Genomic DNA, 14,065 nt, shown 5'->3' on the forward strand with positions numbered 1-14,065 from the left:
TGCCCAGACAGCAAAAAGGTAGTGCATTTTAGTAAGCTAATCAGCATTCAAACTACACTGCGCCACTCGCCCTAAAGCTCTCTTATAAAAAGACTCAGAAAAATCAGGATGCAATTTAGCTGCCGATCAGCTTAAAGGACAGAGAAAAAGATGGAATCTTCCTATGCTGACAGCTTCTCTCTGATGCAACGATTGTAGTCATGGATGAACATCCAGATTGCACCAATATGGTTCTCTAGCTTCTTTGAAAACGACAACGTCATCCCCCCCAACCTCCCCACCTTCACCACCGCTGAAGAGTGGCTTTAAGGCAGCAGAATCAGGAAACGCTCACACCAAAAGCCCTCTCCTCTGGGAAAAGGTTGGGTGAGGGCATGATCAGAGTATTACGCCACCTCGGACAGTTCCGCTTGTTGCGAGGCTTCAAGGGCAGCTTTTTGGGCGAGAAATTTCTGGAGTTGAGTTTCAATCTCGGCCTTGACGATATGGCGATAGTCCGCGAAGTGCTCAATATAGGCGCAGACATTGAGATAGCTCATCACTCCGCCAGGATTATGAATCGCAATATCGAGCAAATAGGGCCAGAACTTCCAGCGCGTCGGCCGCACCACCCCTTGTTTCCACAGGATCGTGAATAGTCCTTTGGCGGCAATTTTCCAGCGCACGGGTTTGGGGGCGCGTTTTTTCGTGGGGAAATTGGCTTGAGCCAGCATCCGGTAGCAGCGATGGGTACGCTCTAGGAAGAGGACAGGATCATACAGTTGCCAAAAGGTATCGATATATTCGCGGGTGATCTCTTCGACCGGGCGGGTGGGCACAAAGTTGATCAGGGTGGTTTGGTTGATGTCGCCGCTGGTGTCAATGAGACGGCCTTCTTTGGCGAGGCGGATCGAGAGGGCGGTATCCGGCAGGGCTTGGAGCATACTGTAGATGGCGACGGGAATGCCGTGACTTTGCACAAATTGGACGATGCGATCGCCCGCCCCCGGTGCTTCCCCATCAAAGCCAATAATAAACCCGGCCATAATTCGCAAGCCGGAATGGGTAATCTTATCCACCGATTCCCCTAACGGGCTGCGGGTATTTTGAAACTTCTTCGTCACTTCAAGGCTACCTTCATCGGGGGTTTCAATCCCCAAAAACACAGAGCCAAAGTTACAAGCCACCATCATGTCCATTAGCTCTTGATCTTGGGCAAGATCCACCGAAGCCTCCGTGTTGAAGGTGAACGGATAGCCCCGTTCTTCAATCCAGGGCTGCAAGGCTTGAAGCAACAATTTCACATTGCGCTTGTTGCCGATGAAATTGTCATCTACCACAAACACCGTTTCGCGCCAGCCCAATTCATAGAGATATTGCAATTCTGCTAAGAGTTGCTCCGGGGTTTTGGTGCGGGGTTTGCGACCGTAGAGCACAATAATGTCGCAAAATTCACATTGGAACGGGCAACCCCGCGAAAACTGCACCGACATCACCGCGTAGGCATCCAAGTCCAGCAGGTCATAGCGAGGAATCGGGGTGGAAGTCACGTCGGGCTTTTCCCCACCGGAGCGAAAGGTTCCCGATTGAGCACCGTTTTGGATCGCTTCGACAAACATCGGTAGGGTAATTTCCCCTTCATCCAGAATCAGAAAATCAATGCCAGCGGCTTCGCAATCTTGGGGGATGGACGTGGGATAGGGCCCACCCGCCGCGACTAATTTGCCCCGCCGTTTGGCTTCTCGAATTTGATCGAGCAGGTCTTTTTTCTGCACAATCATGCCTGACAAAATAACGATATCAGCCCAGTCCCATTCTTCGTCGGTGACCTCGCGGACATTGCGATCGACGAGTTTCATGTCCCACTCTTGGGGAAGGAGTGCCGCGACGGTAATTAATCCTAGGGGCGGTAAAAAGGTTTTACGGCCAATGAGCGCGATCGTTCGTTCAAAAGACCAAAAGCTTTTCGGAAAAATGGGATAAATAAACAGGGCTTTCATAAGCAGGCATTTGTGGGGGTAACAATGTCGAAGTTCCGTCAAATTGCGTCATGCAAAACAATCTGAATAGACACCCGGCTTAACTTTGCATTGTAGAGGATTGCAGAAGATGAGTATTGGACTCTCGACGCTGACCGATGAGGCGGTCAGCTAATCGCCATGTAAATTTCCAGTGCGATCCCCTTACAGCAAGGGCTTCAGGCTCATTAATATGCAGTTTAGATGCTGATCAGCTTACAACCTGGGCCTCTCTACCCAGACCACGAATGATCTGGGTTTTGCATTTTTGAGTAATCCGACTCCGATGCCAGATCAACCCCTTTAATCTTCTTTGGCAATAATCCACACGGCATGGATAATACCGGGAATATACCCTAAAAGGGTCAAGAGAATATTAAGCCAGAAGGCGGGACGAATCCCGACTTGGAGAAATACACCGAGTGGGGGTAGAAAGATAGCGCAAATAATCCGAACAATATCCATGGGTTGGTTAACTGTATATAAAGAAGGACAGAGAAGGGCGAAAGAACTTGCCCTGATTGGAATGTGAGGGCTTAGATTTTAGGAGGGAGCCAGCCCTGTAAACTGTGAGTCACCAGACAAAACCCTCAAATAGCTGTGACCAAAGCTCCCGTCTCCACAATGCCCTGAAAACCTGGTGGGGTCAAGGTATCCCCTGGGTGCATCTGAGCCATCTGACACCGTGCTGATCGGTCTGTCGCGGTCGTTCAAACCCCACGAGGTCAGTGTGACGAAATGGCTGCCCCTTTTGCCCTGCTGAGGCGCGATCGCGCTTTAATGATGTTCAAACTTCGATCGCGGGGGTTCGGCTAGGGCGGGGAAGAGTTTGGCTTGGAGGGACATGACAACCACATAGAGGGTGGGAACCATGAAAAGAGTGAGGAAGGTGGCGACGAACATGCCGCCGAACACGGCTGTACCGAGAGATTGCCGACTGCCTGCCCCGGCTCCGGTGGCGATCACGAGGGGGAAGATACCGCAGAGGGTGGAGATCGCGGTCATCAGGATCGGGCGGAGACGTTCGCGGGAGGCTTCGATCGCTGCCTTGACGAGGGGCAACCCTTCGGCGCGGAGTTGGTTGGCGAATTCGACGATTAGGATCGAGTTTTTACTCGCTAACCCGATTAACATGACCAGCCCCACTTGGCAGTAGACATCGTTGATTAAACCCCGCGAGGATTGGGCCAACAACGCGCCGAGGATGGCGAGGGGAACCGCCAGCATGATGATGAAGGGGTCGAAAAAGTTTTCGTATTGGGCGGCGAGGACGAGGAAGACGAAGACGAGACCGAGGCCAAAAATCCAGGGGGCTTGGCCGCCGGATTCCACTTCTTCGGCGGAGGTTCCTGACCATTCGTAGCCGAGGCCGGGGGGGAGGGCTTCGGCGGCGATCGCTTCCATGGCGGCGATCGCATCCCCGGAACTCATGCCGGGAGCCGCACCGCCGGTGATTTCGATGGAGCGGTTGAGGTTGAAATGGTTGATGGTTTGGGCTCCGGTGCTGGGGGTGGCTTTGACGAGAGCGCCGACGGTGTAGAGGCGGCCATTTTGCGATCGCACATAGAGCGTATCGAGATCGGCGGGATTGTCGCGGAACTGTTGATCCGCCTGGACATAGACGCGGTAGTTGCGTTGGCCGAGGGTGAAATCATTGACATAGCGAGAGGCGATCGCCGTTTGCAGCGTCCGCAACAGGTCATCAATGGGCACTTGCAACGCCTTCGCCCCGCCCCGATTAATCTCTAAATCCAGCTTGGGTGTACTGGCGGCAAAGGAGGTAAACACCCGTTGCAGACCGGGATTTTGATTCGCTGCCCCGATGATTTTGCCGGAAGTTTGCACCAAGGTATCCAGGTCATTCACCCCCCGCCGGTCTTGGAGTTGGAACGAAAAGCCGCCAAAGGTTCCCAGACCACGAATCGGGGGTGGATTGACAGGGAAAACTCGCGCTTCGGTGATGCCCATCAAGGTGGGGAAGAGTTTGCCAATGATGGCTTGCACCGATTGATCCGGCCGCCGCCGTTCTGACCAGGGTTTGAGGGGAGAGAAGATGATGCCATTGTTAGCACTGCTGCCCGTGAAACTGAAGCCGGTGACGGCAAAGGTGGCGCGGACTTCGGGGACTTTCAACAATTCTGCTTCCACTCGCGCCACCACATCGCTGGTGTAGTTGAGGGAAACGCCTTCAGGGGCTTGAATCAGGGTGATGAAATAGCCTTGGTCTTCTTCGGGGAGGAAACCGGAGGGAACTTTGGTGAACATGAACGCCGTGCCGACGAGGGCGATCGCAAACACCCCTACCAACACCCAGCGAAACCGCATGATCGTCCGGAGGGTGTCGGCATAGCTGCGTTGGCAGAAGTCGAGGAAACCATTGAAGCGATCGAAGAGCCATTGCAGCGGCGCGGGGGCGTGGCGACCTTGACGCAGTAAGACCCCGGAAATGGCGGGGGTAAAGGTGAGGGCGAGAAAGGTGGAAACGGCGATGGAAAAGGCGATCGTCAGGGCAAATTGACGATACAACGCCCCCGTGGAACCGGGGAAAAAGGCCACGGGCACAAACACCGCCATCAGCACCAACGAGGTGGCGATCACGGCTCCAGTCAGTTCCTGCATGGATGCGATCGCAGCTTCCCTCGGTCGCATCCCTTGGGTTTGAATGAGGCGATCGATATTTTCCACCACAATAATCGCATCATCCACCACCATCCCCGTCGCCAAGGTCAAGCCAAACAGGGTCAACGCATTGATCGAAAACCCAAACGCCTTGACGAAAATAAATGTGCCAATCAACGACGCTGGAATCGTAATCGCCGGGATCAACGTCGTCCGCCAATCCTGCAAAAACACAAAAATAATCAACACCACGAGGGCGATCGCTTGAATCAACGTCCACACCACCTCCGTCATCGAGGCTTCCACAAACTCCGTCGTATCAAACCCGATCGCATAGGTCATGTCCGGCGGAAACTGGTCAGCCAGCCGCGCCATCTCCGCCTTCACCGCTGCCGCCACCTCTAGGGCATTACTCCCCGACAGTTGCGACACCCCCAAGCCCACCGCCGTATTGCCCCGAAACCGCAAAATCGTGTTGTAGTCTTCCGCGCCCAATTCAACGCGCCCCACATCCCGGAACTGCACCAAGGAACCACTATCGGGATCGGTCGCCAGCACCATCTGCTCGAATTCGTCGGCACTGGTGAAGCGGCTGAAGGATTCAAGATCCAGTTGATATTGCTGCTCGCCATCGTTGGGCGACTGACCTAAACGCCCCGCCCCAATTTGGAAATTTTGCTCACTGACCGCGTTGGTGACATCGAGCATCGTCAAGCCCCGACTGGCCAGGCGCTGGGGGTCTACCCAGAGGCGCATCGCGTAGCGCCGTTCTCCGAAAATTTGAATCCCCGCCACCCCTTGAATCCGCTTTAAGGCTTCCGCCACGTAGAGATCGGCATAGTTACTTAAAAAAGAGGTGTCGTAGGTTCCCCCCTCAGAATAGAGGCTCAAGGCCATCAAAAAGCCGCTGGATTGCTTGCTGACACTGACCCCGGTACGCTGAACGGCTTCGGGGAGGCGGGCTTGGACTGTGGCGATCCGGTTTTGGACATCCACAGCGGCGAGATCGAGATCGCGCCCAGCATCAAAGGTGATGTTAATTTGGCTGGTGCCGTTGTTGCTGCTGCTGCTGGAGATGTAGCGCACGCCTTCGACACCGTTGATTTCCTGTTCGAGCACGTTGGTGACGGTGTTTTCAACGATTTCGGCGCTGGCCCCGGTGTAGTTGGCGGTGACTTGGACTTGGGGCGGCGCGATTTCGGGGTATTGGGCGATGGGTAAGGTGGGGAGAATCACCCCGCCAATCAGACTAATCACGATCGCAAAAACGATCGCCACCACCGGACGCTTAATAAAGGTGTTGACAAACATAAGCTATGGAGCGGTAAAGGACGCATCGGGCGCATCGGGCGCATCATCGGGGAGGGGCATGATCGGTGCGCCGTCAGTGAGGTTGAGAATCCCGGAAACGACGATGCGATCGCCCGGTTGCACCCCCGACAGAATATTGTAGGCATCTCCTTGAATCTGCCCCAGTTCAACAGGACGCTGGCGAGCAATGAACTCCGTATCGGGAGGCACTTCATCCTCCTCGGTCGGCACTTCAGCAACAAACACGAAGGGCTTCCCGGCTAACCGCGTAATCGCCACGGTCGGCACGAGCAAACCCGGCTCCGTGCGCCACACCAGCCGCGCCCGCACAAACTGCCCATTCCGCAATAATTCGCCGGGATTGATGAAGCGGGCTTTGGCGAGGAGGGTTTGTTGGGCGGGGTTAACGTTGGGATCGATGAAGCTAATTTCGCCGGTGTTGAGGATGTTGCCCTGTTCGGTCACCAGTTCCACCAGTTGCCCCAGTTGCAATTCAGGGGCGCGTTCGGTGGGGATCGAAATGCTGAGATTGAGGACGTTATTTTGGGTCAGGGTGGTGAGGGTGTTGCTGTCGGTGACCACATCCCCCAGTTCCACGGCAAGATCCCCCACTACCCCCGCAAAGGGCGCAGTGACAACGGTTTCTTCCAGTTGGGCTTGGGCGCGGTTGGCGTTGGCCTGGGCGGATTGGCGGTTGGCTTGGGCTTGGGTGAGGGTGGCGCGGGCAGCGGTGATCCGTTCATCGATCGCGGCTAGGGTGGCGATCGCCACATCGCGATCGCGCTTCGCCTGGTCTAATCGCTGCTCACTCAGCACCCCTTCTTTTACCAAAAACTCGATCCGTTTGTAATCTTCCATTTTCAAATCCACATCGGCTTTGAGGGCGATGCGATCGGCATTGAGGGCCGCGATCTCAGACTGCACATTATTTTCCACCGCCCGTTCTGAGTTAACGGTGGCGAGCAAACTGGCCAGATTCGCCTCAGCCTGATCGGGTTTGAGTTCCACCAACCGCGCTCCGGCCGCGACGCGATCGCCCGCCGCCACAAAAATTCGCTGCACCCGTCCCGTCGCCTCCGGTCGCACCTCCACCACCTGTTCCGCTGCCAGCGACCCGACAAAATCCGTCGAATTGGCCACCATTGTCGGCCCCAGGGTGATCAACTTCACCGGCAGAGCTTGGCTTTGGGGCTGTCCGATGGCCGTCTGCTGTTGTTGCTGTCCACTCCACCAGCGCCATCCCACCCCCACCCCCGTCAGGAGGACCGTCGCGCCCACCAATGCCATCACCCGTACTTTCGAGTTGGGCCGTTGCGGCGGGATTGGACTGATTTGGCTGGAATTGGCGTTAGACATCGGGCATTCCTGGCGGATTTTACAGATCGACTCACTCCGAATCGTAACGAAAATTCAAAAATTAAGGCTACCACTCCAGGCAGATTCAGAATAAATGCTGAACCATGGTCATCGGGTAGGCGGCTTCCGGTGTTATTGATCCGGGGTGAATTGTTGGGCATAGAAGCGGGCATAGCGACCGTTCTGGTCGAGGAGTTCGGCGTGGGTTCCGGCTTCGACGATTTGCCCCTGTTCCATGACGAAGAGGCGATCGGCGCGGCGGACGGTGGCGAGGCGGTGGGCGATGACGAAGACGGTGCGATCGCGCATAATCCGTTCTAATGCCTCCTGCACAAGGGCTTCGGATTCGGAATCGAGGGCGGAGGTAGCTTCGTCCAAAATGAGGATGTGGGGGTTGAGGTACATGGCGCGGGCGATCGCAATCCGTTGCCGCTGACCCCCGGAGAGATTCACGCCCCGCTCGCCCACATAGGTGGTGTAGCCTTGGCTGAATTCCGTGATGAATTGATGGGCGTTGGCAATTTTGGCGGCGGCTTCCACTTGGTCAAGGTGAAAATCCTGTTGCCCAAAGGCGATATTTTCGGCAATGGTTCCAGAAAATAAAATCGTTTCCTGGGGTACAATCCCGATCTGCTGCCGCAGACTTTTGAGGGTCACATCTGCGACGTTAATACCGTCAATCAGAATCCGTCCGGTGGCGGCTTGGTAGAAGCGGGGTAATAGATTAACTAAAGTGGTTTTACCGGCTCCCGAATGACCCACAAGGGCGATCATTTCACCGGGATGCACCAGAAAACTGAGGTTATTTAACACCGGTTCACCGGGGACATAGGCGAAGGAAATATCGTCGTATTCGACTTTACCAGACACTCTGGGGAGAGCGATCGCATCCTGTTTTTCCTCCACCCCTGGCGTTAAATTCAGCAGTTCAAAGACTCGATCCACTGACGCTTGAGCTTGTTTGAATTCGTTGTAATTCGAGGTGGTGATACTAATCGGATCAATCAGCATCCCCACGGCGGCCAGATAGCCCACAAACTCACTGCCCGTTAAATTCCCCTGGGCAATTTGCCACGTTCCTAAAAAGAAAATAAACACCACACTCATGGCATAGAGAAAGCCCACAAAAACAATCTGAAAGGCTTTGATTTTTTCGGTCATGTAGCGAGTGCGGCGGTTGTCTTCGGCGTAGTGGGTAAATTGGTTTAAGGTGTAGTCTTCAGCGGCAAAGGCTTGAACGAGGCGAATCCCGCTGAAATATTCAATCAACAGGGAGGAAAGGTCAGAAATCCGGTTTTGGCTACGGCGAGAATATTGCAAGAGTTGTTCCCCAAAAAAGCCCACCAACAGCGCCATCAAGGGTCCAATCACTAACGCGCTCGCGGTGAGTTGCCAGTTGAGATACACCATCATTCCCAAAACAACTATCAGTTGCAAAATACAGGGCACAAACTGCTGAAAAATCTTATTCACAATTTCGCCGATTCGATCCACATCTTCCGTGAGCCGATAGGATAAATCCCCCGTTTTTGTCTGTTCAAAATAACTTAAGCTCAACCGTTGTACATGGGCATAGACGGCTTTTCGGAGGTTGAGGGTGAGTTGGAGGGCGGCTTTGGCCATGAGGGTGTCTTGGCCGTATTGCGCGATCGCCCGCACGAAGAAAATCGCCGCCGCAATGCCCGCAATCCTTGCACTGCCCTGCACGTTTCCCGTCCCCACCGATTCGGCTAAGGCTTCCGCGATTTTAATCAAGGCGGGCCAACAGGCGGTAAACACGAGCGTCGCCAGGAGAGCAGAGGCGATCGTCAGGCGTTGAGCCTGAATATAGGGGGCGAGTTGGCGATAGTGAAACGGGGTTTTCAAGGGTTTTACGGAAAAAAATAAGGGCATGACCGGCCGGGTCAGCAATCCACGGCCGGAGAGACAACAACGCAGCCACTGGATTTAAGCGGGGGTGTGGGCTTCGATGATGTGGGTGGAGGGGGTGGTGTGATGGTTTGCGGGGGACGTGTTGACGGGGAAAAAGGGTTGATGCAGGCTGATCAACTGGGCGAGGGTGCGCTTCAGTTGAGTCCGGGGCACGATCGCATCCACAAACCCACAGTTGAGCAGATATTCCGCCGTTTGGAAATCATCGGGCAGTTTTTCGCGGATCGTCTGTTCAATCACCCGCCGCCCCGCAAAGCCGATCACCGCCTTCGGTTCAGCTAGAATCACATCCCCCAACATCGCAAAACTCGCCGTCACGCCGCCCATGGTGGGATTGGTGAGAATCGGGATATAAAGAAGCTTGGCTTGGCGATGGCGTTCGAGAGCGCCGGAAATTTTCGCCATCTGCATCAAACTGAGCATCCCTTCTTGCATCCGCGCCCCACCGGAGGCACAGACGATAATCACCGTTAACCCTTCTTGCGTGCCGTACTCAATCAGGCGGGTCAGTTTTTCCCCCACCACTGATCCCATACTGCCGCCCATGAAGCTAAAGTCCATCACGCCGAGGACGACGGGTAAACCATCGAGGAGGCCGGTGCCAATTTGCACGGCATCGTTGAGGTGGGTTTTGGCTTGGTATTCCCGCAGGCGGTCTTTGTAGGCTTTGCGATCGCGAAACTCCAGCGGGTCCATCGGGCAAATGTCTTCATGGAGCGGGGTCCAGGTTTTCCCGTCGATCAATTGGTGAATCCGCTCGGTGCTGCCGACGCGCATGTGATGGTGACAGTCCACGCAAACCTGTAAATTGGCTTGCAGGTCTTTGGTATAGGTTAAAACGCTGCATTTTGGGCATTTCGTCCAAAGGCCATCGGCGATTTCGCGCTCTTGGTGGCCTTGGGGGGCAACGGGTTGGTTTTTTTCGCGATTGGCAAACCAGTCAAATAAAGACATGTTGGGATTTTAACGACTCCGCTTCAATGAGTTGCAATGGTGAAGAACAGGGGGCGTGGTTAGCCAAATTCATCATCGGTTTCCAGTTCTTCTTCCTTGGGACTCAGCAATAGTAATGCTGTCCATCGATCCGGGCTGAGGACTTGTACAGCCGTTTCGCCGGTCAAAAAACATCCGCTCGCCCCCACATTGACGACACGACTTGGAATGTCATGACTGGCTAAAATTTGCTGCATGAGTTCGGCTTCCCAGCGTGCGCCTGCGATCTTAATTGTTATCCATGACACAAAATTCATAATATCAAGACGCGGCAAGTCTCGTTTCATCAGGTCTCAAATTTCATCCCGCCCCCAACAGAAAGCGTTGATAAGTGGATACTATTATGTCACCCCAAAAAAGGGTTAGGGTGGCCCCTAGGGCCAGAAAGGGGCCAAAGGGGATCGGTTGACGACGATCCAAGAGCCGCAGGGCGATCGCACCGCCGCCCAAAAACGCCCCCAAGGCACAGCCCACAAAGGCCGCCAGGGCTGCCCCCTGCCAGCCCAACCACGCCCCGATCAGGGCTAATAATTTCGCATCCCCCGCCCCCATCGCGGTACGTCCATAGATGAGGGAGCCAATCAGGGCGATCGCTTCCAACCCCCACAGGGCAAACACAGCCCCAAAGATGCCCGTCACCAGCCGATCGGCACTGCCTTGAAATGCCCCCGTTTCAAACCAGCCTTGAATGACCATGAAGCCCAGCCCCGCGACGAGACCCGATTGGGTGAGGGGGTTGGGGAGGGTAAGGGTGTCGCAGTCGATCAGGGCGAGGGCGAGGAGCCAACTGAGCAGGAGACAATAGCCGATCGCGCTCACCGTGGGGCCAAATTGCCAAAAGACCGCGAGGAACAGGCCGCCCGCGATCGCTTCAACGAGGGGATACCGCAGTGCGATCGCGCCTCGACAGTACCGACACCGGCCCCGCAACCAAAACCAGGCGAACACCGGCACATTGTCATGCCAGGCCAGCCGCTCCTGACAGCGGGGACAGTGGGAGGGCGGCGCGAGAATCGATTCTCCTGCCGGGAGGCGATAGATCACCACGTTGAGAAAACTCCCAATCGCCGCGCCAACGATGAAGACAAATAAACTACTAATGACCTGAATCAGACTATCCATAGGCGGGGTGCGATCGCAATTTAAGCCGTACCATACCAAAGTTTTAATCCCTCACCCAACCCTCTCCCCCAGGCGCGAGGGCTTTTTTGTGGCCCGCGTTTCCTGCTGCCTTAAAGCCACTCTTCGGCGGTGGTGAAGGTGGGAAGGTTGGGGGGGATGACGGTGCGATCGCAACTCGTCTTACGGCTTTCTTGCTGCGTCGCCACATTGATCGTCACCGCCTCGAAGCGCACCGACTGCGCCCCCAGAGGCACAATTAATTGGGTCATGGTGGCGAGGCTGCCTGTCCCATCGGCTTCAAACTCAATGAACGCCCGTGGCCCGTCGAGGAGTTGGCGCGTTTCCCGATCCTGAACCCAGAGTTTGACATAGACCGTGCCCAGGGTTTGGGGCGGTAATTTCACCGTCATCAAAATCATTTCTCCAGCGGTGAGTTCTCCCGCTTGCACTTCGAGGATCGGGGCGGGGACGGCGGCGGGTTCCGGCGGTGGGATGGGGCGATCGCGGATGTCCGGATCGGGAGTGGGGAGCGTGGGGCGGCTCGCAGGCGCAACGGTGTTGAGTTCCGGGGGGTAGGGGAGTCCGGAGGTGTCGTATTTGGGGGCGAGGGGGCTGGGGCGTTGGGCGAGGGTGCTAATGGTGTCGGGGTCGTCGTCTTCATCATCGACCACAAATTCTTGAATGGGCCAATCGCCTCGCTCCCAACGGTTCGCATCGGTGGTCATTTGACGCTGTTCGGCTTGGGCGATCGCACTCAATGCCTCTTCCACAGAATCCAGGCCGGTAATGCGATGCTCGCCATAATCAAACCGATGGGAATCCTCATGATCGGGGTGATCAGCCTCAACAGAATCACGATCATCATCCTGACTGGCGTGCTTGGTGCGGTCGGGCCCGGTGGGCATTGCATCGGTGCGATCGCTTTCCGTGGTCAAATCGCTCAACCGTCGCCAAAAATGCTGCTCAAATTGAGATGGGGACGCGGCTTCTTCCACTGGTTTGTCCGTGGCCGCAGCGGGATCATGGGAATCTGGTTCGGCGGCCGCGTCGAAGGGTTCCGATGCTGGCCCGGAGTCTGCCTGTTTTCCTCGTGCCGTGTGGTTTTGTAAGACAGTCGCCAGCCGCGAATCCAGCGGCGGCGGAGGGTCATGGCGTGGAGCCTCAGACCCCAGAGAAACGACGGGAATCGGTTCAGAGGGGATGTGATGGCGTTGTTGTGTCGCGATCGCCCAATCCTCTTCGGTGGGATAGGCGAGAGGTGGCGGGGGGGCTGGGGAATCGGGAGGTTGAACCGGCGCGGGTTCCGTCGGGGGAGGAGGTGCGATCGCCTCTAGATCGGGAAAAGCGGGCAACGGGGAAACTTCCGAAGCAGCCGCTTCCGGCGGCGGCGGCAATGCCAGGGGATCGCGATCGCGACGCGGCGGCGGACTGCTGAAATTAGGCAGATCGAGCACTTTCCGGCGGGGGCCTTGGGGTTGATTCAACCGAGGCGGCATCACCGACAGGGGACGCGCCTTCACACTAGGGCCACTGTTCCAAAAATCATCAAGGGGCGGAACTTGCATCGGCGGTAAATGGACTTCCGGCGGGGGTTCCGGTTGCGGTAACGGCACTTGTTTCACCGTATCCAACAATTCCGCCAAACTCGCCGTGATCGAAAAACTCTGGCTCGTCAGTTTATAGGGAATCGTCTGCTCTGCTTGATAGGCATACACCTCTAGCACCACTTCCCCCAAAATTAACCGCGTCTCATACCCCGTCGGCACATCTAATAAATAGTTAAACACCAACGGAATCGTCGCATCACTCAGGGGCTGCTCCACATTCAACAACAGGTCAAAGGTTTGGGGATCGCGGAGTTCATAGCGCAACACCCCATCAAACCCCTGATCCAAAATGCTGGGGTGTTGGGGTGGGAGGAAGTTCACATGACCCGAAATCAAAATCGGCTCTTCTTGACGACGCACAAAGGTATCTTGCAGCAGAGTGATTCCCAACTGTACCTGGCTGAAGTTGGGGGCTGGTGGGTGGTCAGTAGCTTCAACGGGGGTGACTTGGGGCGGCGACGGCGGCGGCACATAGGGGGCCGGTTCCGTCACCTGGGCCAGGATACTTTCCAGGCTGTTGATCGACTGTTCGAGGAGGGAATGGGCGGTAACGCTGTCGAAGTCGTTGGGGTCTGGGGTTGGTTCGGGGGTTGGTTCGGGGCGAGGCAGGGGATCGGATGGAACCCCATTAAGGGGATGATCGCGATAACCGGGCTGTGGTGGCGGGGGCGCGGTAAAAACAGGTCGCGGCTCGACGCTGGGGGCTGTGCCGTTCCGATCGCGCCCCTGGGCAACCTCAGCCGGTGGTGCGATGGGTGGCGATGCGATGGGTGGCGATGCGATGGGCTCGGCTTTGGGAGGTTGAACCCGAAGTAAGAGAGTTTGGCTCTCGGTGTCAAGACTGGGGGCATTGAAACGAAATTCCCATAGACCCGTTTTAAGTTCAGTAAAGGGAATCACCACCATCAAGCCATCTTTGTTGGTGCGGCCGGTGCGTTTTTGCGATCGCTTCTGGGGCGGCTCTTGATCCAGCGTTTGGTAAAACACTCGAATCTCCACATCCGTATCCGCAGGACACCCCTGGGCCACAATGCGATACTGTCCCGCTGCTAACGCTAACTTCCGATTTTTAATCGGAAACCACGATCGCGTTTCCTTTTTTTGTAGTAAAAACTCCCAAGCCTCCAT

At 55.8% G+C, this 14,065-nt stretch carries 9 protein-coding genes and 1 pseudogene; all 10 read right to left on the reverse strand.

Annotation, left to right across the window (positions count from 1 at the left end):
* Positions 1-161: 161 nt before the first annotated feature.
* A pseudogene (locus SPI6313_RS25055) lies at positions 162-275 on the reverse strand (IS1 family transposase); the annotation flags it as partial.
* A gap of 111 nt (positions 276-386) precedes the next feature.
* Positions 387-1,979 (reverse strand): B12-binding domain-containing radical SAM protein, encoded by a 1,593-nt coding sequence (locus tag SPI6313_RS07680; protein WP_072620465.1) that lies wholly within the window; start codon positions 1,977-1,979, stop codon positions 387-389.
* Positions 1,980-2,300: 321 nt separating this feature from the next.
* On the reverse strand, positions 2,301-2,462 hold the full coding sequence (locus tag SPI6313_RS07685) for a YqaE/Pmp3 family membrane protein (protein WP_072620466.1): 162 nt from the start codon (positions 2,460-2,462) through the stop codon (positions 2,301-2,303).
* Positions 2,463-2,774: 312 nt separating this feature from the next.
* Positions 2,775-5,927, reverse strand: coding sequence for an efflux RND transporter permease subunit (locus tag SPI6313_RS07690; RefSeq protein WP_072620467.1), 3,153 nt, complete (start codon positions 5,925-5,927; stop codon positions 2,775-2,777).
* Between the two features lie 3 nt (positions 5,928-5,930).
* Positions 5,931-7,283 (reverse strand): efflux RND transporter periplasmic adaptor subunit, encoded by a 1,353-nt coding sequence (locus SPI6313_RS07695; protein WP_072620468.1) that lies wholly within the window; start codon positions 7,281-7,283, stop codon positions 5,931-5,933.
* Between the two features lie 132 nt (positions 7,284-7,415).
* A complete protein-coding gene (locus SPI6313_RS07700; protein WP_072623047.1) occupies positions 7,416-9,149 on the reverse strand; it encodes an ABC transporter ATP-binding protein in 1,734 nt (577 codons plus the stop codon).
* A gap of 81 nt (positions 9,150-9,230) precedes the next feature.
* On the reverse strand, positions 9,231-10,169 hold the full coding sequence (accD, locus tag SPI6313_RS07705) for an acetyl-CoA carboxylase, carboxyltransferase subunit beta (protein WP_072620469.1): 939 nt from the start codon (positions 10,167-10,169) through the stop codon (positions 9,231-9,233).
* 59 nt (positions 10,170-10,228) lie between these two features.
* A complete protein-coding gene (locus SPI6313_RS07710; protein WP_072620470.1) occupies positions 10,229-10,495 on the reverse strand; it encodes a hypothetical protein in 267 nt (88 codons plus the stop codon).
* A gap of 13 nt (positions 10,496-10,508) precedes the next feature.
* Complete coding sequence (locus SPI6313_RS07715; protein WP_072620471.1) at positions 10,509-11,330, reverse strand: prepilin peptidase; 822 nt, start codon at positions 11,328-11,330, stop codon at positions 10,509-10,511.
* 110 nt (positions 11,331-11,440) lie between these two features.
* Positions 11,441-14,065 carry a hypothetical protein gene (locus tag SPI6313_RS07720; RefSeq protein ID WP_072620472.1) on the reverse strand — a complete coding sequence of 875 codons (2,625 nt, stop codon included), beginning with the start codon at positions 14,063-14,065 and terminating at the stop codon, positions 11,441-11,443.

This window comes from Spirulina major PCC 6313 (genome assembly GCF_001890765.1).
GTDB lineage: Bacteria > Cyanobacteriota > Cyanobacteriia > Cyanobacteriales > Spirulinaceae > Spirulina > Spirulina major.

Excerpts from the sequence above, each read along its gene's own strand:
- SPI6313_RS07715 (WP_072620471.1), bottom strand. The coding sequence starts at position 11,330 with ATGGATAGTCTGATTCAGGTCATTAGTAGTTTATTTGTCTTCATCGTT.
- SPI6313_RS07720 (WP_072620472.1), bottom strand. The coding sequence starts at position 14,065 with ATGGAGGCTTGGGAGTTTTTACTACAAAAAAAGGAAACGCGATCGTGG.
- accD (WP_072620469.1), bottom strand. The coding sequence starts at position 10,169 with ATGTCTTTATTTGACTGGTTTGCCAATCGCGAAAAAAACCAACCCGTT.
- SPI6313_RS07710 (WP_072620470.1), bottom strand. The coding sequence starts at position 10,495 with ATGAAACGAGACTTGCCGCGTCTTGATATTATGAATTTTGTGTCATGG.
- SPI6313_RS07695 (WP_072620468.1), bottom strand. The coding sequence starts at position 7,283 with ATGTCTAACGCCAATTCCAGCCAAATCAGTCCAATCCCGCCGCAACGG.
- SPI6313_RS07690 (WP_072620467.1), bottom strand. The coding sequence starts at position 5,927 with ATGTTTGTCAACACCTTTATTAAGCGTCCGGTGGTGGCGATCGTTTTT.
- SPI6313_RS07685 (WP_072620466.1), bottom strand. The coding sequence starts at position 2,462 with ATGGATATTGTTCGGATTATTTGCGCTATCTTTCTACCCCCACTCGGT.
- SPI6313_RS07680 (WP_072620465.1), bottom strand. The coding sequence starts at position 1,979 with ATGAAAGCCCTGTTTATTTATCCCATTTTTCCGAAAAGCTTTTGGTCT.